Raw genomic sequence first — 19,636 nt, forward strand, 5'->3', positions numbered from 1 at the left:
TTGACCCTAGTTGACAGATCGAACCGGCTCGACCGGCCCCGGGCGCGGCAACTTCGGCGTCGCGGCGAGCATGATCAACGGCTTGCGGGCGTGGGCGAGGGCAGCTGTCGCGGGCATCGCCGATGGCACCCGGCCGTCCCGAAAACGCCGACGTTTTGCAATCGTTCCGGGCTTTGCCCAAAATACGCGGCCATCCTGCGGGTCGACCCGGTCTTCCAGCGTCGACGCTCTCCTCCTCCGCTCAACGGCTTGCGGCCTTGCCCGCCGGGCAATGTTGCTTTCCGCGTCTTTCCCATGAAGGTGCCTGCATGAATTTCCACGAATACCAAGCCAAGGAACTGTTCGCCGAGTACGGCATCCCGGTGCCGCCGGGCAAGGTCGCCGCGTCTCCGGAGCAGGCTGTCGATGCGGCCAAGGCGCTCGGCGGCTCGCAATGGATGGTCAAGGCCCAGATCCACGCCGGCGGCCGCGGCAAGGCCGGCGGCGTCAAGTTCTGCAAGTCGACCGACGAGGTCAAGGCGGCCGCCGCCGGCATGCTCGGTCGCGACATGGAGACTTACCAATCCGGCGGCCGCGCGCTTCCGGTCAACCTGGTCCTGGTCACCGATGCCACCGACATCGCCAAGGAGCTGTACCTGTCGATCCTGGTCGACCGCGACAGCAAGGCCGTCTCGTTCATCGCCTCGGCCCAGGGCGGCGTCGACATCGAACAGGTCGCCCGCGAGACTCCGGAAGACATCCACACGATCGAGGTCAACTTCGTCGAAGGCCTGCAGCCCTACCAGTGCCGCAAGCTCGCCTTCGACATGGGCCTCGACGGCAAGCAGGCCAGCCAGCTGACCAAGATCATGCTCGGCCTGTACAAGCTGTTCAACGAGAAGGACCTGGCCCTGGTCGAGCTCAATCCGCTGGCGATCCTCGATTCCGGCGTGCTGATGGCCCTCGACGGCAAGGTCAACTCGGACGACAACGCCGAATTCCGCCATCCGAAGCTGGTCGCCATGCGCGACCTGACCCAGGAAGATGCGGCCGAAGCCGCCGCGGTCCAGCACAACCTCAACTACGTGACGATGGACGGCAACATCGGCTGCATGGTCAACGGGGCCGGCCTGGCCATGGCCACCATGGACGTGATCAAGCTCGCCGGTGGCGAGCCGGCCAACTTCCTCGACGTCGGCGGCGGCGCGACCAAGGAACGCGTGACCGAGGCGTTCAAACTGATCCTGCGCTCGGACAAGGTGCAGGCCATCCTGGTCAACATCTTCGGTGGCATCGTGCGCTGCGACCTGATCGCCGAGGGCATCATCGCCGCGGTCAAGGAAGTCGGCCTGAAGATCCCCGTCATCGTCCGCCTGCAGGGCACGAATGTCGAAAAAGGCCGCGAGCTGCTGGCCAGCTCCGGGCTCGCGATCACGCCCGCCGATGATCTCAATGACGCGGCCCAGAAGGCCGTCGCATCGGTCAAGGCCGCCTGATCAATACAACACTGTAGGAAGCGGCTTCAGCCGCGATGCTTCTGTTCTGGATCCCCAACGAAGCGCATCGCAGAAGCCATTCCCGAAAGAACGAAATCTCGAGGATCGATCCATGAGCGTTTTGGTCAACAAGAACACCAAGGTGATCACCCAGGGCTTCACCGGCCAGCAGGGCACCTTCCATTCCGAACAGGCCGTCGACTACGGCACCAGACTGGTCGGCGGCGTGACCCCGGGCAAGGGCGGCAGCGAGCACATCGGCCTGCCGGTCTTCAACACCGTGCACGATGCCGTGCAGGAAACCGGTGCCGACGCCTCGATGATCTTCGTGCCGCCGCCGTTCGCTGCCGATGCCATCCTCGAAGCGGCCGACGCCGGCATCAAGGTCATCGTCACGATCACCGAGGGCATTCCGGTGCTCGACATGCTGCGCGTGAAGAACGTGCTCAAGCAGTACCCGGACACCGTGCTGATCGGGCCGAACTGCCCCGGCATCATCACCCCCGGTGAGTGCAAGATCGGCATCATGCCCGGCCACATCCACAAGCCCGGCAAGGTCGGCATCGTCTCGCGCTCCGGCACGCTGACCTACGAGGCCGTGTTCCAGACCACCAATGTCGGCCTCGGCCAGTCGACCTGCATCGGCATCGGCGGCGACCCGATCAACGGCCTGAGCTTCATCGACTGCCTGAAGCTGTTCCAGGACGATCCGCAGACCGAGGGCATCATCATGGTCGGCGAGATCGGCGGCAGCGCCGAAGAGGAAGCGGCCGAATTCATCCAGGAATTCGTGACCAAGCCGGTGGTCGCCTTCATTGCCGGCGCCAGCGCGCCGGCCGGCAAGCGCATGGGCCATGCGGGCGCGATCATTTCCGGCGGCAAGGGCACGGCCGCGGCCAAGTTCGCCGCCCTCGACAAGGCTGGCGTGACCACGGTCAAGTCGCCAGCGGATCTCGGCACGACGCTGGCCGGAATCATGAAGTAGGTCCTCGGCCAAGGCCCCGACAAAGGCCGCCGGAGCCATCCGGCGGCCTTTTTTGTTGCGCGCCGCGAGCCGAATTGCGTGATCCGGGACACCGCACGGCAGCGCCGACCCGACCGATTGCGCTAGGCTGCGGGCGCCATCCCTCCTGCGACCCACTCCGTATCGAACTACCGGGCACGGCTCGATGCCAGAAAACGACCAGAACGATCGACCCGAAAGCGCCGATGCGCGCAGCGACCTGCCGCGTATCGCCGGATACCGCCTGGTGCGCAGGCTCGGCCTCGGCGGCATGGCGACGGTCTACCTGGCCGTGCAGGAATCGCTCGATCGCGAAGTGGCGATCAAGGTCATGCGCCCGGCGCGCCAGCTCGACGAAGAGCAGACCATCCGCTTCGAGCACGAGGCGCGGATCATCGCCAAGCTCGAACATCCCGGCATCGTCGTCATCCACGAGGTCGGGCGGACCCTCGAGGGCGACCTCTACTACGTCATGCCCTACCTCGCCAAGGGCGACCTCAGCGTGCGCGATTATCGCGACGACGAGCCGGGCCTGATCGCCCTTCTGCGCGCCCTGCTCGATGCACTGGGCTACGCCCATGCACGCGGCATCGTGCACCGCGACGTCAAACCCGAAAACGTCCTGTTCGACAACGCCGACCGGCCGCAGCTGGCCGATTTCGGCATCGCCCTGGCCCAGCGCGAGGTCAACTCGCGGATCACCGGCGATGGTCTGGTCATCGGCACCAGCGCACAGATGAGCCCCGAGCAGGCGCGAGCGGATCCGGTCGACGACCGCTCGGATCTGTACAGCCTCGGCATCCTCGCCTTCGAGCTGCTGACCGGTTACCTGCCCTATCAATCGCCCGATGCGCTGGCGCTGGCCCTGATGCACGCGCAGGATCCGATCCCGAAGCTGCCGGAGGAAAAGTCGCACTGGCAGGGCTTCATCAATCGGGCCATGGCGAAGCGACCCGAGGACCGCTTCCGCAATGCCCAGGCCATGCAGCGCGCGCTCGATCCGATCGAGCGGCACGTGCGCCACGCGGCCGGCCTACCAGGGCGCTTGCGGCGTGCCGTGAACAAGCGGCCGTCGGTGCTGGTCGCGGTCGGTGCCCTGGTCGCGGTTGCGATCGTTGCCACCGTGCTGCCACTGATGGCCGGCCTGCGCGGACATGCCGCGGCCCCACCCCCGGCGTCGGACCGTGCGCCCGAACTTGCGGCCGAGCTCGCCGACGCGCAATCCCTGCTTTCCAGGGGTGCCCTCCTGCAACCGCCCGGCGCCAACGCGGCCGAGCATTTCCTTGCCGTGCTGGCGGTCGATCCGGACAGCAGCCTCGCCAGGAGCGGGCTCGAGGCGGTCCTGACGGCAGCGACCGATCCGATCGTCGCGGCCGCCAATGCCGATCGCTTCGACGAAGTGCGTACGGGCGCGGCCAGGGCCCGGACCGTGGCCGGACAGGCCGGACTGGGCGACTCGCCGGCCTGGCAGGCCTTGCGCGATCGCAGCATCGAGGCCCTCGCGACACGCGCACGCGCGCACCTGGCCGACGCCGATCGCGGTCTCGCCGCAGACGCGATGGCATTGATGCGCGAGCTCGGCGCCAGCGATGCCTTGCTGCAGCCGCTGGATGGCGAGTTGCGGAATCTGCCGCAGCCGGGCGTGGCAATCAGCGACCCCGGGGGCCCGCCCCTGCTGCTGGTGCCGGCGCGCTACCAGGGGGCGACGCTGTCGGCGCCGGTCCTGATGATGCGCAACGAAGTCAGCCGCGACGAATACGCGGCATTCGCCGCGGCCAGCGGTCGGCCGGCCAGTCGCTGCCGCAACAGCCTGTCACCGTTGCGCCTGTTCGACCGGCGCGACTGGAAGGACCCGGGCTTTCGCCAGACCGGCGACGATCCGGTCGTCTGCGTCAGCTTCGATGACGCGCGCGCCTATGCGGCCTGGCTTGGTCGGCGCACCGGCATGAAATATCGCCTGCCGACCAATGCCGAATGGCTGCAGGCGGAGCGTTCCGTGCCGCGCAAGGCGTCGGCCTGCGCCAGAGGCAATGTGCGCGACAGCAGCGCCAGGGGGATCGCGCTGCACCACGACTGCAATGACGGCTACGCGAACACGGCGCCGACCGGTCGTTTCCGGCCGAGCGAGCTGGGCCTGCACGATCTGCTCGGCAACGTCTCGGAGTGGTCGGCCGAATGCGGCACCGCCAGCAATGCCCTGGCCCGCAGCTTCGAGAGCGATACCTGTCCGCGGCGGGCCGTGCTCGGCATGTCCTGGCAGGATGGTCCCGATATCGACCCCAGGAGCGCGCGCCTGCTGCCTTCGGATCGCGGCTACGACGACGTCGGCTTTCGCCTGGTTCGCGAACTCTAGTGGCCACGGGTGCGTGGCATAATCGCGCGGCAGCCGGACTGTGCCTGGTCGGCCACGACCCGCCCGCCGCCACAGTCGACGATCGAACCCCCTCCTTCACCACCCTGTTGACGAATTCCCCATGGCGAAACTGCGCGTCGCGCTGGCCCAGTTCGATTTCCCGGTCGGTGCGGTTGTCCGCAACGCCGAACGCATCGCCTCGCTGATTGCCGAAGCGCGCGACCGCCTGCATGCCGACCTGATCGTATTTCCCGAGCTGGCCCTGTGCGGTTATCCGCCCGAGGACCTGCTGCTGCGGCCGAGCTTCCTGGCCGAGTGCGAGGCTTCGCTGCAACGGATCGCCGCCGGGGTCCGCGGCATCGTCGCCGTGGTCGGCTGGCCGCAGTCGGCCGGGTCGATCGTCTACAACGCGGCCAGCGTGCTGCGCGATGGCCGCATCGAAACGACCTACCGCAAGCGCGAACTGCCGAACTACGCGGTTTTCGACGAACGTCGCTACTTCGAGGTCGATCCGGACGGCGGCTCGTGCGTGTTCGAGGTGGCCGGGGTCAGGGTCGGCGTCGTCATCTGCGAGGACCTGTGGTTCTCCGAACCGCTGGCAGACACCGCCGCGCACGGCGCCGAGCTGGTCGTCGTGCCGAATGCGTCGCCCTTCGACCACGGCAAGCTGGCCCGCCGCGATGCTCTATTGGAGACCCGGGTCGCCGAATCCGGCGTTGCCCTCGCCTACCTCAACGTCGTCGGCGGCCAGGATTCGGTGGTCTACGACGGCGCGAGCGTGCTGGCCGACGCCAACGGCACCGTGCACGCGGCCGCACGCGCCTTCGAGGACCATCTGCTGCTCGCGGAGTTCGACCGTGCAACGCGGTCCTTCGCGACCCGGGACTGGCCGGCCGAGGTCGACGAAAGCCGCGAGAGCCTGGCCTGGCGGGCCATCGTCCGCGCGACGCGCGACTACTCCACCAAAAATCGTTTCGAGAAGGTCTGGGTCGGTTTGTCCGGCGGCATCGACTCGGCCCTGGTGCTGGCCATCGCGGTCGATGCGATCGGCGCCGACGACGTGACCGCGGTGCGCCTGCCCTCGCGCTACACCTCGGGGCAGAGCAATGATCTGGCCAGCGAACAGGCCGCCGCGCTCGGCGTGCGCATCGAGACCGTCCCGATCGCGGCACCCTTCGAAGGATTTCTCGAGGCGCTCGGTCCGCTGTTCGCCGGTCATGCCGCCGACACCGCCGAAGAAAACCTGCAGTCGCGTTGCCGCGGCGTGATCCTGATGGCGCTGGCCAACAAGCTCGGCGGCCTGCTTTTGACCACCGGCAACAAGAGTGAATACGCGGTCGGTTACGCCACCATCTATGGCGACATGTGCGGCGGCTATGCGCCGATCAAGGATCTGTACAAGACCGAAGTGTTCGATCTGGCGCGCTGGCGCAACGCGCAGCAGGCGGGCCGGACGCCGGCCTGGGTGGTTCCGCAGGCGGTCATCGATCGCGCGCCCTCGGCCGAGCTTCGCGAAAACCAGACCGACCAGGATTCATTGCCGCCGTACGAAATGCTCGATGCGATCCTCGCCCGCTACGTCGACGAGGAGCAGTCGCGCGAGGAAATCGTCGCCGCCGGCTTCGACGCCGAGGTGGTCCGCAAGGTCGTCCATATGGTCCGCATCAGCGAATGGAAGCGCCAGCAGGCCGCGCCCGGACCCAAGGTCTCGCGCCGCGCCTTCGGACGCGAGCGCCGTTACCCGATCACTTCCGGCTGGGACTGAGCCGGTACGGTCGGCGCGCAGGCGCTCGAAAGGCCTGCGCAGGGCGACGTCGAGCCGGGCTAGTCGTTCTTGACCACCGACTTGGCGCCGCGATTGGAGAGCGGAATCAGCTTCCACCAGTTCGAGCGCCAGGACGGCCAGGCGCCGGACAGCGAGGGGTGCTCCGGAAAATTGAGCTTCAGTACGCGCTCGGCGTCCGCCGAGAGCTTGTCCTGGCCGAGTTCGTGGTAGCTCTTGACGAGGATCGCCAGCGCATCGGCGACCTGGCGCGACTGGTCGTAGGTCTCGAGGATCGCCTTGGCCCGGTTGGCCGCACCGACGTAGGCACCCTTGCGCAGGTAGAACAGGGCCACGTTGAGCTCGGACTGGGCCATGCCGTCGCGCAGGAAGATCATGCGCTGCTTCGCATCCGGTGCGTAGCGGCTGTCCGGATGGCGCTTGATCAGGGCCGCGAAGTCGTCGAATGACTGGCGCACGAAGGCCTGGTCGCGCTGGGTCATGTCGAGCCCGGCGTAGCGCTCGAGGAGGCCTTCCTCGCGATCGAAATTGATCAGTCCGCGCAGATAGAACGCGTAGTCGATGTGCTTGTGCGCGGGATAGGTCTTGATGAACCGGTTGATCGTCGAGTAGGCCTCGTCCGGTTTGTTCATCTTGTACTGGGCATAGGCCTGGTCGAGCTGCGCCTGTTCGGTATAGGGGCCGAACGGAAAGCGGGCGACCAGGCGAGAGAACGTCTTGTTGGCGCGCTCGTAGTTGCCTTTTTCGATATCCAGCTTGCCCTTCTCGTAGAGCTGTTCGACCGCGAGCGCCTCCAGCGGGTCGGCTTTCTTCTTGCCGAAAAACGAGCAGCCGGCAACCAGGGTGACGGCGAGGAGGGCAACGGCGATACGGGAAACGACCCGGAACTGACGGGAAACTCGCATGCGGAGGGGGGCTCTGCGATGATGGTGGACGGCGATCATACCGCAGACGCCATGGACGCCGGAAACCTGCGTCAACCCGAACCGAACTCCTGATCGACGCCCATGAACCAACCCCAACCCACGCTGAATGCGAGCATTCCGGTCGAATCGGCAGGCCGTCGCCTCGATGCCGCCCTGGCCGACCTGTTCCCGGATTTCTCGCGTTCGCGCCTGAGTGCCTGGATCAAGGCTGGTGATGTCCTGCTCGACGGCGAGCAGGTCGTGCCGCGGCACATCGTGCACGGCGGCGAAGCGGTCGTCCTCAATGCACGCATGCAGCGCGAAGTCAGCGCGGCGCCGGAGGCCATCGAACTCGACATCCGCTACGAGGACGAAGACGTCATCGTCGTCAACAAGCCAGCCGGACTGATCGTGCATCCGGGTGCCGGCAACCCCGACGGCACGCTGCAGAACGCCCTGCTCCACCACGAGCCGGGCCTGGTCGGCATCCCGCGCGCCGGCCTCGTGCACCGGCTCGACAAGAACACCTCGGGCCTGATGGTCGTCGCCCGCAGCCTGCGCGCGCACACCAGCCTGGTCGAGCAGCTGTCGGCGCGCAGCGTGCATCGCCAATACGAAGCCCTGGTCTACGGGCCGATGGTCTCGGGCGGCCGCATCGACAAGCCGATCGGCCGGCACCCGGTCGATCGCCTCAAGCAGGCCGTGCGCGAGGACGGTCGCGAAGCGGTCACCCACTACCGGGTCCGCGAGCGTTTCCGTGCCATGACCCTGGTCGAGTGCCGCCTCGAAACCGGGCGCACACACCAGATCCGCGTGCACCTGGCCTCGATCCGGCACCCGATCGTCGGCGACCTCAGCTACGGCAACCTGCGCCTGCCCAAGGCTGCGACCGCGGAGCTGATCGAGGCCCTGCGCGGTTTCCGCCGCCAGGCCCTGCATGCCGAGCGCCTCGAGTTCACCCATCCGGCGAGCGGCGAATCGCTGGCGTTCGATGTCGCGCGGCCGGCCGACATGACCGCCCTGATCGAAACCGTGCGCGCCGATTCGCAGGCCTGAGTCCGGCATGGGCATCGGCGCGAACTGGCTCGTTCCCGATTGGCCTGCGCCGGGCAACGTGCATGCGCGGGTCACGACGCGCGCAATGGCCGGGCACTCCCGGGCGCCATTCGATTCGCTCAACCTCGGCGATCGCTGCGGCGACGAGGCTGCCGCGGTGGCCGCGAACCGCGCCGCCCTCGTCGACCTGCTCGGGCTCCCGGCCTCCCCCTGCTGGCTGCGCCAGGTTCACGGCGCCGGGGTGTGGCGCGCGGAATCGCCCGCACCGCCCGGCGATCCGCCCGAGGCCGATGCCGCGGTCACCGCGCGCGACAACCAGGTCCTGGCCGTGCTGACCGCCGACTGCCTGCCGGTCCTGTTCTGTGCCGACGACGGCAGCGAGATCGCGGTCACCCATGCGGGCTGGCGCGGACTGGCCGGCGGCGTCATCGAGGCGACGCTGGCGAAGATGCGGGCCAAGCCGTCGGCCATCCTGGCCTGGCTCGGACCGGCGATTGGCCCGGCGTCCTACGAAGTGGCGGCCGATGTCCGCGACGCGTTTCTCGACCGCGATGCCGGAGCGGACCAGGCATTCACCGCCTCGCGCCCGGGACACTGGCGATGCGACCTGTATCGGCTGGCCTGGCGGCGCCTGGCAGCCAGCGGGGTGGAGCGTATTTCCGGCGGCGGCTTCGATACCCGGGTCGATGCGCGCTTCTATTCCTACCGGCGCGATCCACGCTGCGGCCGCTTCGCCAGCCTGATCTGGAAGGACTGAACAACCGCCCCGCCCCGGCCTCGTCGTATCGATCCGGCACGGGCAACTCCTCGATCGTCGCCGGCAACGGGCAAAGGTTCCTAATGTGAACTCGCGCATGCCCCTGCCGCCGTTCGGGGCGTAGGGTGGCATTCACATTCGGTGCACAGGGGCAAACCGATGAAGTGCTTGATCAGCCTGTTTCCGCTCGCGATCTGCGCCGCCAGTGCCATCGGCGCAGAGGTCACGGTCAAGAACGATTCGCTCATCGACAACTCCAGCGCGATCGTCGAGGCCGGTTTCGTCAGCGGCGAAAAGGGCGCGAGTTGGTTGACTTCGCCCTGCGACGGCAACATCGTCGCGGTCCAGGTGCTCTGGCTGTCGGCTTCCGGCGGGACCGGCCAGACCCTCGGTGGTTCGATCGAAATCCATCGTGCCGGCACCTACCCCACGCCCGGCGCGCTTGCCGAGCAGATCAATGGTCCGCTGCTGACCGATGGCGTGATCAACGAATACCGCTACCTCGACGACAACAACACGGTTCCGCTCATCGTCCCGGTGACCAGCAACGAGACCTTCGTCGTCGCCTATGTCTTCGATGCCGCTCCGCCCGGCTCGGGCCCAAGCCTGGTGGTCGATGCGAACGGCATCGTCGCCGGCAGGAATGCGATCTACGCCGACCTCGGCGGCTCGTTTTTCTGGCTCTCCTCGGAAACTTTCATGGTCCCGGGCGACTGGGTGATCCGCGCGGTGGTCGATTGCCAGGCCGGCGGCAGCAGTGCCGACGTGGCCGCGGCGATCAGCACCAGCCCGTTGCTGTACACGGCGGGGGCCCCGATCAGCCACACCATCACGATCAGCAATGCCGGGCCCAATGCGGCACCGAGCGTGGTCGTCGTCGACGCCTTCCCGGGCGCCTACACCGGGGTCACCTGGAGCTGCACGGCCAGCGGCGGCGCCACCTGCACCTCCGGCGGCAGCGGCAACATCTCGCAGGTCGTCAGCCTGCCCAATGCGGCCCAGGTCACCTACAACGTCAGCGCGACCGTTGCTGATGGCACCAGCGGCATCCTCTCCAATTCGGTGACCGCCGTGGTCAACGCACCGACCAGCGATCCGAACTCCGCCAACAATTCGGCGACGGCGAACACGGCGCCCCTGGCCGACCGCATCTTTGCCGACGGTTTCGAGGCGCCACCATGAAGTCGGGACCTCTCGCGCCCTCGGGCCGGGCTGGCAATGCCAACCTGAACAATGCCGCGGGGGCCGGCTTTGCCCCCTGCGGGGATGCCCCGGCCGCTGAATGCTTTGCCTAAAAGGGCGCCGCGGATTAACCTTGTGCGTCGCGACGGACACGCATCGAACGAGCGCATGAGCAAACAATTCGCACTGGTAATCGACGATGAGCGGGATATCCGCGAGCTGCTGACCCTGACCCTGGGCCGGATGGGGCTCGTCGTCGAGACCGCGGCCACGGTCAGCGACGCCAAGCAGCGCCTCGCCGGTAATCGCTATGCACTGTGCTTCACCGACATGCGCCTGCCCGACGGCACCGGCCATGAGGTGATCGAGCTGATCGCCGCCCAGTACCCGGATACGCCGGTCGCGATGATCACCGCCTACGGCAATGTCGACGCGGCCGTGGTCGCGCTCAAGGCCGGCGCTTTCGATTTCGTCTCCAAACCAGTCGACATCAACGTGCTGCGCCGGCTCGTGCAGACCGCATTGCGCCTGTCCGAAGAGAAGAAGGCCAGTGTCGACGCCAGCAGCGCCAAGCTGATCGGCGAATCGCAGCCCATGAAGGAACTGCGCGCCACGATCGCCAAGGTCGCGCGCAGCCAGGCGCCGGTCTACGTCGCCGGCGAGTCCGGCGTCGGCAAGGAACTGGCCTCGCGCCTGATCCACGAACTCGGTCCGCGCGCATCGGCCGCCTTCGTCCCGGTCAACTGTGGCGCGATCCCGTCGGAACTGATGGAAAGCGAGTTCTTCGGCCACCGCAAGGGCAGCTTCACCGGCGCCCACGCGGACAAGGAAGGCCTGTTCCAGGCCGCCGACGGCGGCACCCTGTTCCTCGACGAGGTCGCCGAACTGCCCTTGCACATGCAGGTGAAGCTGTTGCGCGTGATCCAGGAAAAGGCCGTGCGTCCGATCGGCGCGCGCGCCGAGGTGGCGGTCGACGTGCGCATCCTCTCGGCCACGCACAAGAACCTTGCCCGGCTCGTCGATCTGGGCTCGTTCCGCCAGGATCTGTTCTACCGCATCAACGTGATCGAGCTGCGCGTGCCGCCGCTGCGCGAGCGCCGCGACGACATCCCGCTACTGGCCAGCCGCATCCTCGATCGGCTCGGTCGCGAAGCCGACCGCGCGCCGGCACGGCTGACCCCCGATGCATTGAAGGCCCTGCAGGCCTATGAATTCCCGGGCAATGTGCGCGAGCTGGAAAACATCCTCGAGCGCGCCGTGGCGCTTTGCGAGGACGGCTCGATCAGCGCCGAGGACATGCGCCTGATCGCCCGTCCGCCGGCCTCGGCCTCGATGCCCGAACCGGCCGCGATCACGCAGACACCGACCTACCGTCCACCGTCGCCACAAATGCCCGCACCCGAAGCACCCGGCATCATGCTGCCCGACTCTGCGTACAGCGGGGACCTGGCCGCGACCGTCGCCGAAACCGAGCGTGCCGTGATCACCAAGGCGCTCGAGGCGACCCGCTGGAATCGCACGGCGGCCGCCAAGCAACTCGGCCTGACCTTGCGCCAGTTGCGCTACCGCCTCGAAAAGCTCGGCATCGAGTAGTCCACAGCGCACGCGGACCAACAACGAAGCGGCAACGCGAGAACGCTGATCGAAGCTCGCGCCACCCTTCGCCTTCCTTCGCCGCGATTTGCCCTGATTTTCCGTTCTTCGTAGGAGCGCCTTCAGGCGCGATGCTCCTGGGCAAGATTCGGGAAAAGGGCATCGCGGCTGAAGCCGCTCCTACAACGAGGCGGTAACGCGAGAACGGTCATCGAAGCTCGCGCCACCCTTCGCTATCATTCGCCACGATTTGCCCTGATTTTCCGTTCTTCGCAGGAGCGCCTTCAGGCGCGATGCTCCTGGGCAAGGTTCGGGAAAAGGGCGTCGCGGCTGAAGCCGCTCCTACAGCGAAGCGGCAACGCGGCTGCGGCAATCGAAGCACGCGTCCCCTTTCGCTCGCTCTCTGCAGCAAGAACCTTCGGGTTCGACGCCGTTGCAAAAGCCGCGGTCAATGCACCGGGCATGCGCCGCCACCATGGCCGAATGCATCTGTCAGCGCCGGCGAGGACGATGCCGGGTGCCGAGCACGTGGTCCCAGAGCGAGGTCGTGACGCCGAAGTTCCGGTCGGGCAGATGGTGATGGACGTGATGGCGCGCCGCCCACTGGCGCATCCAGGGTTGCCGGAACCGGGTGGCGTGGATGGTGAAATGGCTGAGCCCGTAGGCCACGTAGCCAAAGCCGATCGAGCCGCCGAGCAGGCAGGCATGGCTGGTCGGCACCAGCATGGAGAAGACCACGGTCAGCCCGAGCAGGATCGCCGACGGCAGAAAGAACGGCAGGGCATCGTAGCCATGCGGGTCGCGATGGTGCGCATCGTGGCCACGCCGGTACATCGAGTCCGGACCATGGAAAATCCAGCGATGGAACAGGTACTCGATGAAGCTGAAAACGACCAGGCCGGCAAGGACCGTCCCGAATGCGCCGGCCCAGGAGCCGTGATGGAGCCGCATGCCGGCCGCCAGCAGTGCGCCCGACAGGGCGATCGTGAAGGCGAACTCGAGCCAGTAGTTGGTCCGCGTCGCCGACATGCGAATGATCGCGTCGAGCAGGTTGGGCCCGAGCCGGCGCAGGGCCGCCACCCGCGTCCCTGCTGCCTGGAGTCCCGAATTGCGCGTTGGAATGTTCAGAGTCTGGCCGTTTCGGGATGCGGTGGAGAGGTCGACGCGGGGCCGGTCTGAATTTGCCCGGCCGCCAGGCGCCATTATGACAATTTCGCGAAACCTGCGTCAGCCTGCGCGAGAGGCTACTTTGCCCGTTCAGCCAGGATTGGGGAAGCTCGGGCCCGACAGACGCCGACTGGGACGACTGGCTTCAAAGCGCGGTATCATTCCCGCCGTTACACGCGGTGGGAGAAGCGCAGCGGGACAGTCGGCGGATACCCTCCTCCGAGCGCCCGCTTCGCTGCCGAAGGCGCAACGCCCGTAATCGCTCAGGCCCCGATACCTCCGCGCGCAGACAACTCTGGAGAGTCCGGTTCGAGCCGGCGCCGAAGGGGCAAGAAGCGGGGTTCCGCTTCCAAACTCTCAGGCAAAAGGACAGAGGGGCGCCCAGCGTGCGGCTTCGCACGCGAACTTCGGACGCCTCCATCATGCCTCAATCTGCCTCGCCCTCCCTGCGCGATCTCGAAAATCGTTCCGCCTTCGTCGAGCGTCATATCGGCCCCAACGATACCGAAATCGCGCACATGCTCGGCGTCATCGGCCACGATTCGCTCGATGCGATGACCGATGCCATCGTGCCGGGCCGGATCAAGTCGCCGCTCGCGCTGGACCTGCCCGATGCCATCACCGAAGTCGAGGCGCTGGCCCGCATCCGTGGCATCGCCGATCGCAACAGCGTCTTCCGCAGCTTCATCGGCCAGGGCTACTACGGCACGCATACGCCGAACGTCATCCTGCGCAACATCCTCGAGAATCCGGCCTGGTACACGGCCTATACGCCGTACCAGGCGGAAATCTCGCAGGGTCGCATGGAGGCCCTGATCAACTTCCAGACCATGGTCGCCGACCTGACCGGCATGGAGATCGCCAACGCCTCGCTGCTCGATGAAGCCACCGCCGCGGCCGAGGCGATGACCCTGGCCAAGCGCTCGGCGAAATCGAAGTCGAACGTGTTCTTCGTCTCCAGCGCGGTGCATTCGCAGACCCTCGAAGTCGTGCGCACGCGTGCGGATGGCCTCGGCATCGAACTGCATGTTGGCGAGGATTCCGAAGCGGCGAATGTCGACAGCTTCGGCATCCTGCTGCAATACCCGAACACGTTCGGGCAGATCAACGACTACACCGAACTGGCCGATGCCGCGCATGCGCGCGGCGCGCTGGTCGCGGTCGCCACCGACCTGCTCGCGCTGACCCTGATCCGCGCACCGGGCGCCTGGGGCGCCGACATTGTCGTCGGCAACAGCCAGCGCTTCGGCGTGCCGTTCGGATTCGGCGGACCGCATGCGGCCTTCATGGCCTGCCGTGATGCCTACAAGCGCTCGATGCCGGGCCGCCTGATCGGCGTCTCGATCGACGCCGAGGGCAAGCCGGCCTACCGGCTCACCCTGCAGACCCGCGAGCAGCATATCCGCCGCGAAAAGGCCACCTCGAACATCTGCACCGCGCAGGTCCTGCTGGCGGTCATGGCCAGCATGTACGCGGTCTACCACGGCCCGCAAGGACTGCAACGTATCGCCCGACGCACGCACCGCATGGCGGCGATGCTGGCCAGCGTGCTGCGCCAGGCCGGCTGCACGGTCGGGCCGGACTTCTTCGACACCCTGCACGTGGTCGGTGTCGACGCCGCCGCCGTGCACGCGAAGGCGCGCAGCGCACGCATCAACCTGCGCGCGATCGATGCGCACAGCATTGGCATCAGCATCGATGAAACGACCACACGCGCCGACCTGGTCGCCCTGGCTGCACTGTTCGACGCACGCATCGACGACATCGACGCGCTCGATGCGGCGACCGCCGACGCCCTGCCCGGCACGCTGCTGCGCCAGCTGCCGTTCCTCCAGCACCCGGTATTCAACACCCACCACAGCGAGCACGAACTGCTGCGCTACATGCGCAGCCTGGCCGACAAGGACCTGGCCATGGATCGCACCATGATCCCGCTCGGCTCGTGCACGATGAAGCTCAACGCCACTGCCGAGATGATCCCGGTGACCTGGCCCGAGTTCGCCAATATCCACCCGCTGGCACCGGCCGACCAGGCGACCGGCTACACGCAACTGATCGACGAACTCGAAGCCATGCTGGTCGAGATCACCGGCTACGACGCGGTCAGCCTGCAGCCGAACTCCGGCGCCCAGGGCGAATTCGCCGGCCTGCTCGCGATCCGCGCCTGGCATCGCTCGCGCGGCGAAGGTCATCGCGACATCTGCCTGATTCCCGAGTCCGCGCACGGGACCAATCCGGCCTCGGCGCAGATGTGCGGCATGACCGTGGTGGTCACGCGTTGCGACAAGGACGGCAACGTCGACGTCGACGACATCCGCGACAAGGCGGCCAAGCACGCCGACCGCCTGGCCGCCCTGATGATCACCTACCCCTCGACCCATGGTGTGTTCGAGGAGGACGTCGTCGCCATCTGCGAAGCCGTGCACCAGCATGGCGGCCAGGTCTACACCGACGGCGCCAACCTGAATGCCCTGGTCGGCGTGGCCAAGCCCGGCAAGTGGGGTTCCGACGTCTCCCACCTGAACCTGCACAAGACCTTCTGCATCCCGCACGGCGGCGGCGGTCCGGGCGTCGGGCCGTGCGCGGTGAAGTCGCATCTGGCCCCGTTCCTTCCCCGCACCTTCGGCGGCAAGGGCGACGTCGGCATGGTCGCCGCGGCCAGCTTCGGCAGCGCCAGCATCCTGCCGATCTCCTGGATGTACATCACCCTGATGGGCCAGGCCGGCCTGCGCAAGGCGACCCAGGTCGCCCTGCTCAATGCCAATTACATCGCGCGGCGCCTGGCTCCGCACTATGAAACGCTGTACACGGGCCGCAACGGCCTGGTCGCCCATGAGTGCATCCTCGACCTGCGCCCGCTCAAGGACGCCACTGGCATCGGTGCCGAGGACGTGGCCAAGCGCCTGATCGATTTCGGCTTCCACGCGCCGACCCTGAGCTTCCCGGTCGCCGGCACGCTGATGGTCGAACCGACCGAGAGCGAATCGCTGCACGAACTCGATCGCTTCATCAACGCGATGATCGAGATCCGCGCCGAGATCCGCGCGGTCGAGGAAGGCAAGCTCGACCGCGAGGACAATCCGCTGCGCAATGCGCCGCACACGGCGACGATGGTCGCCGGCAGCGAATGGACGCACAGCTACACGCGCGAACTCGCCGCGTTCCCGCTGGCCGTATTGAGGCAGCAGAAGTACTGGCCGCCGGTGGCCCGTGTCGACAACGTCTACGGCGACAAGAACATCATGTGCGCATGCATTCCGATCGACGCCTACAAGGACGAAGTCGAGGCCTGAACCGGCAACGAGCGAAATGGAGAGGCCCCGCAATGCGGGGCCTTTTTCATTGTGTCGCGGAGCGATGACCCCATGCGCCGTGGCAATGCTCAGTCCTGCTGTTTCTTCAGCCAGGCATCGATCTGCGCAAGGCGCTGTTCGCGGATGCCGATGCGATACCGTACGTCGGCGATCGCTGTCTCGGTGGCCCGGCGTGAACCCGCGGCGACGTAGCGCTCGGCGTAGGTTCCGAGTTTGCCGACCATCGCCGGATCCAGCGACCCGCTGGCCAGGCGCGGGTAGTAGCGGCTGCTCGAGGTGGTGTCGATCAGTGGCTCGACCTGCTCGCGATGGGCCAGCGCGAAGTCGAAGGCGAGATCGGGGTGATGCTCGCTGACCGCACTGATCATGGCCGCACTGTTGGTCGCGCCGGGCTCGTCGGTCAGCGCGAGATCGAGCGCGCGCCGGGCCAGGCCCTCGTCGAGGGCAGTGGCCAGTTGCAGGTACAGGCCATCGCGCAGCATCGAGCGCTTCTCGGCACGGGCCTCCGCACGAAGCCGTTCCCAGGTCGCCTCATCGGCGTGGCTGGCCACGATGTCGAACACGGTCTTGTACAGGGCCGCCGGCAACAGGGCGGGATCGGCCTGGCGTCCGCCATGGCGGCGGCGCGCTTCGCGGATCACGTCGGCATCATCGAGATCGCCGAGTACCTCGATCAGCCGTGTGCGCAGGATCGCCACCGTCTCGTCTTCGCCGTTCTTCGCATCCCAGCCCAGCGCGCGCAATTTCGGCGCCAGCCTGCCGATGGCATGGGCTCGAAAGCGAGCCTGGCGTTCCGCGTCGCCGCGGTAATAGCCGTCGATCTCCTGCAAGGTGTCGGCGATGCGCTCCCAGACCTTGCCATCCGCATCGAGCGGGGTAGCGCTGACCAGGTCAAGCACGTCGGTCACCGGCTGCATGCCACCCAAGCCGAGGGCCAGCGCATCGCCCATCAGACCGAGTTGGTCGACCGGTGCGAGTTCGCTGAATCGGTCGCGCAGCGCCGTGAACTGGGCCGGAGCGTAATGCGTGCGGTAGTAGCCGCTCTGGCCCGCGTTGAGCAGGACCGGAGCGCAGCCCGGCAACTGCAGTCGGCCCTTGCCGCCCTCGACCATGCCGCGCACCGGCGCCCCGCCGAGCGTCCGCGCGATGACCGGAACACGCCAGCGCAGGGCTTTCTTCTGCGGCCGATCCTTGCTGAACTCGCCCTGGCTCAGCATCACCGTGCTTCGACCGTCCTTGCACTCGACCGCAGTGACATCGAGCATCGGAACGCCGGGCTGCAGGGTGAAATCATGCGCGATCGCCAGCACCGGCCGGCCCGCGGCGGCCTCGACCTCGCGCCACAGATCGTCCGAGCGCGTGTTGGCGTAGGCATGGGCCTTCATGTAGCGACGCACGCCTTCGCGCCAGGCATCGGCGCCGACATAGCCTTCGAGCATCGCGATCACTGCGGCGCCCTTCGAATAGGTGATCGCATCGAAGGCCTGGCTGGCCTGTTCCACCGTGGCCACGTGCTGTACCACCGGGTGCGTGCTGGCCACCGCATCAAGGGCCATCGCGCGCTCGCGCGACTCGACCCTGCGCAGGCTCGCCTTCCAGCCGGGGTGCAGCTTTTCGGTGGTGCGTGCCGCCATCCAGGTGGCGAAGCCCTCATTGAGCCAGAGGTCGTCCCACCACTGCATCGTGACCAGGTTGCCGAACCACTGGTGGGCGATTTCGTGCGCGGCGGTACCGAAAATGCGCTGACGATCGGCTTCGGTCGAAATGGCCGGATCAAGCAGCAGGCCGCGCTCGAAAGTGAAGATGGCGCCCCAGTTTTCCATGGCCCCGAAGAACTGGCTGCGCCCCGGGGCGGCGATGTTGTCGAGCTTCGGCAACGGGTACGGAACGCCGAAGTAGTCGTTGTACTCGCTCAGCACCGCAGCCGAGGACTCGAGCGCAAACTGCGCCTGTGCGGTCAGGCCCTTCTGCGTGATCACGCCGAGTTCGACGCCCTCGTCCGTGGCCGTGGCCCGATCGAAATCGCCTAGGCCGAAGAACAGCAGGTAGGTCGACATCCGCGGCGAAGTCGCGAAGCGCACGCGGACCCGGCCGTCGCCGAGGTCTTCGCGTCCGGCGACCGGCATGTTGCTGACCGCCGTCTGCGCGGCCGGCACGACCGCGGCGAGATCGAAGGTCGCCTTGTACGCCGGCTCGTCCCAGCCCGGCAGGAACTTGCGCGCATCGGAATTCTCGAACTGCGTGTACAGCGCACGCCGTGCGCCTTGCGCGGTGACGTAATCGAGGGCGAACAGGCCGTTGGCCTGGGTGCCGATCGTGCCGGTATAGGCCAGGGTCAGCCGATAGCTGCCGGCGGCCAGGGTTTCGGGAAACGTGAAGCTCGCGGTCTGCGTCGCGGCATCGACACTGATCTTTGGATCGCGGTAGACGCGTTTCTGCTGAGTCGAGTGCAGGCTGGCTGACGAGAACTTCAGGTCGAGCGCATTCAGCGTGATGCGGTCGGTAGGCTCGAGCACCTCGAGCGTAATCGAGACCTTGCCATCGAAATCGAGCGACTGCGCATGCGGCTCGACCTCGATTTCGTAGTGCAACGGGCGCACGTCGCGCGGCAACTGGGTCGGCGCGGTCCCGTCGGCGACGGCCAGCGGCGAACCGGTCGCGCGTGCAGCCGGGATGGCAAGGCAAGCGACCGCGGTGAAAACGGCGACGTAGATTGGGCGCATGGGAATTCCGGAGAGGGATCGCGAATGAAAAGTCGGGTCCGGTGCAGCCTGAAGGGCCGAACCGCCGAGCTACGGGACAGATCGCGCAGTGCTCCCGGCACCACGCGACAAGACGGGCCATGCTGGTTGCACGGACAGGGGTGTGCCAGCGCCAGAAGTCATGGCCGCAGGCTGAGTCACGTGCAGGAAGATCCTTCAGGCTCGATGCCTTTCCACGCGATGCAGGAAAGCCATCGCGACTGAAGCAACCCCGGAGCCGCAACGCGTCGAGAGTCATCGAAGCCGACGCCGCCCATTCGCGGTTTCCGTAGGAGCGCGTTCACGC

General features: G+C 67.1%; 12 protein-coding genes and 1 riboswitch. Of the genes, 9 read left to right on the forward strand and 3 right to left on the reverse strand.

The features are described from left to right. Nucleotides 1-308: 308 nt before the first annotated feature. The 4 genes from sucC (at nt 309) to BM125_RS08975 (ending at nt 6,596) form a co-directional block, all read left to right on the forward strand. Complete coding sequence (gene sucC, locus BM125_RS08960) at nt 309-1,475, forward strand: ADP-forming succinate--CoA ligase subunit beta (RefSeq protein WP_092407082.1); 1,167 nt, start codon at nt 309-311, stop codon at nt 1,473-1,475. A gap of 112 nt (nt 1,476-1,587) precedes the next feature. Then, the gene (gene sucD / locus BM125_RS08965) at nt 1,588-2,460 is read left to right on the forward strand and encodes a succinate--CoA ligase subunit alpha (protein WP_092407084.1); all 873 of its coding nucleotides are present in this window, start codon (nt 1,588-1,590) and stop codon (nt 2,458-2,460) included. 184 nt (nt 2,461-2,644) lie between these two features. Then, entirely contained in the window at nt 2,645-4,831 is a 2,187-nt protein-coding gene (locus BM125_RS08970) for a bifunctional serine/threonine-protein kinase/formylglycine-generating enzyme family protein (RefSeq protein WP_092407087.1), read from the forward strand. Nucleotides 4,832-4,952: 121 nt separating this feature from the next. Continuing rightward, nucleotides 4,953-6,596 (forward strand): NAD+ synthase, encoded by a 1,644-nt coding sequence (locus BM125_RS08975; protein ID WP_092407089.1) that lies wholly within the window; start codon nt 4,953-4,955, stop codon nt 6,594-6,596. Between the two features lie 59 nt (nt 6,597-6,655). Here the strand turns inward: BM125_RS08975 and BM125_RS08980 are convergent, their stop codons facing one another. Beyond that, the gene (locus tag BM125_RS08980; RefSeq protein ID WP_092407091.1) at nt 6,656-7,519 is read right to left on the reverse strand and encodes an outer membrane protein assembly factor BamD; all 864 of its coding nucleotides are present in this window, start codon (nt 7,517-7,519) and stop codon (nt 6,656-6,658) included. A 102-nt stretch (nt 7,520-7,621) separates the two neighbouring features. Between BM125_RS08980 and rluD the strand changes: the two genes are divergently transcribed. The 4 genes from rluD to BM125_RS09000 all read left to right on the forward strand — a co-directional run bounded on the left by rluD (nt 7,622) and on the right by BM125_RS09000 (nt 12,107). Beyond that, nucleotides 7,622-8,575 (forward strand): 23S rRNA pseudouridine(1911/1915/1917) synthase RluD, encoded by a 954-nt coding sequence (gene rluD, locus BM125_RS08985; RefSeq protein WP_092407093.1) that lies wholly within the window; start codon nt 7,622-7,624, stop codon nt 8,573-8,575. Nucleotides 8,576-8,582: 7 nt separating this feature from the next. Next, nucleotides 8,583-9,332: a peptidoglycan editing factor PgeF gene (gene pgeF, locus BM125_RS08990; RefSeq protein WP_092407095.1), complete on the forward strand. Its 750-nt coding sequence runs from the start codon at nt 8,583-8,585 to the stop codon at nt 9,330-9,332. A gap of 159 nt (nt 9,333-9,491) precedes the next feature. Then, nucleotides 9,492-10,514 (forward strand): DUF11 domain-containing protein, encoded by a 1,023-nt coding sequence (locus BM125_RS08995; RefSeq protein ID WP_092407097.1) that lies wholly within the window; start codon nt 9,492-9,494, stop codon nt 10,512-10,514. 168 nt (nt 10,515-10,682) lie between these two features. Continuing rightward, nucleotides 10,683-12,107 carry a sigma-54-dependent transcriptional regulator gene (locus BM125_RS09000; protein WP_092407099.1) on the forward strand — a complete coding sequence of 475 codons (1,425 nt, stop codon included), beginning with the start codon at nt 10,683-10,685 and terminating at the stop codon, nt 12,105-12,107. 492 nt (nt 12,108-12,599) lie between these two features. Here the strand turns inward: BM125_RS09000 and BM125_RS09005 are convergent, their stop codons facing one another. Then, nucleotides 12,600-13,187: a sterol desaturase family protein gene (locus BM125_RS09005; protein ID WP_245778854.1), complete on the reverse strand. Its 588-nt coding sequence runs from the start codon at nt 13,185-13,187 to the stop codon at nt 12,600-12,602. Between the two features lie 372 nt (nt 13,188-13,559). Further along, a riboswitch (glycine riboswitch) is annotated at nt 13,560-13,657 on the forward strand. A 39-nt stretch (nt 13,658-13,696) separates the two neighbouring features. On the opposite strand from BM125_RS09005, the gene gcvP reads away from it, so the two are divergent. Then, nucleotides 13,697-16,567 (forward strand): aminomethyl-transferring glycine dehydrogenase, encoded by a 2,871-nt coding sequence (gcvP, locus tag BM125_RS09010; RefSeq protein WP_092407101.1) that lies wholly within the window; start codon nt 13,697-13,699, stop codon nt 16,565-16,567. An 89-nt stretch (nt 16,568-16,656) separates the two neighbouring features. Here the strand turns inward: gcvP and BM125_RS09015 are convergent, their stop codons facing one another. After that, nucleotides 16,657-19,311 carry a M1 family metallopeptidase gene (locus BM125_RS09015; RefSeq protein WP_092407103.1) on the reverse strand — a complete coding sequence of 885 codons (2,655 nt, stop codon included), beginning with the start codon at nt 19,309-19,311 and terminating at the stop codon, nt 16,657-16,659. Nucleotides 19,312-19,636 lie beyond the last annotated feature (325 nt).

This window comes from Dokdonella immobilis (assembly GCF_900115085.1).
Classification (GTDB): Bacteria; Pseudomonadota; Gammaproteobacteria; order Xanthomonadales; family Rhodanobacteraceae; genus Dokdonella; species Dokdonella immobilis.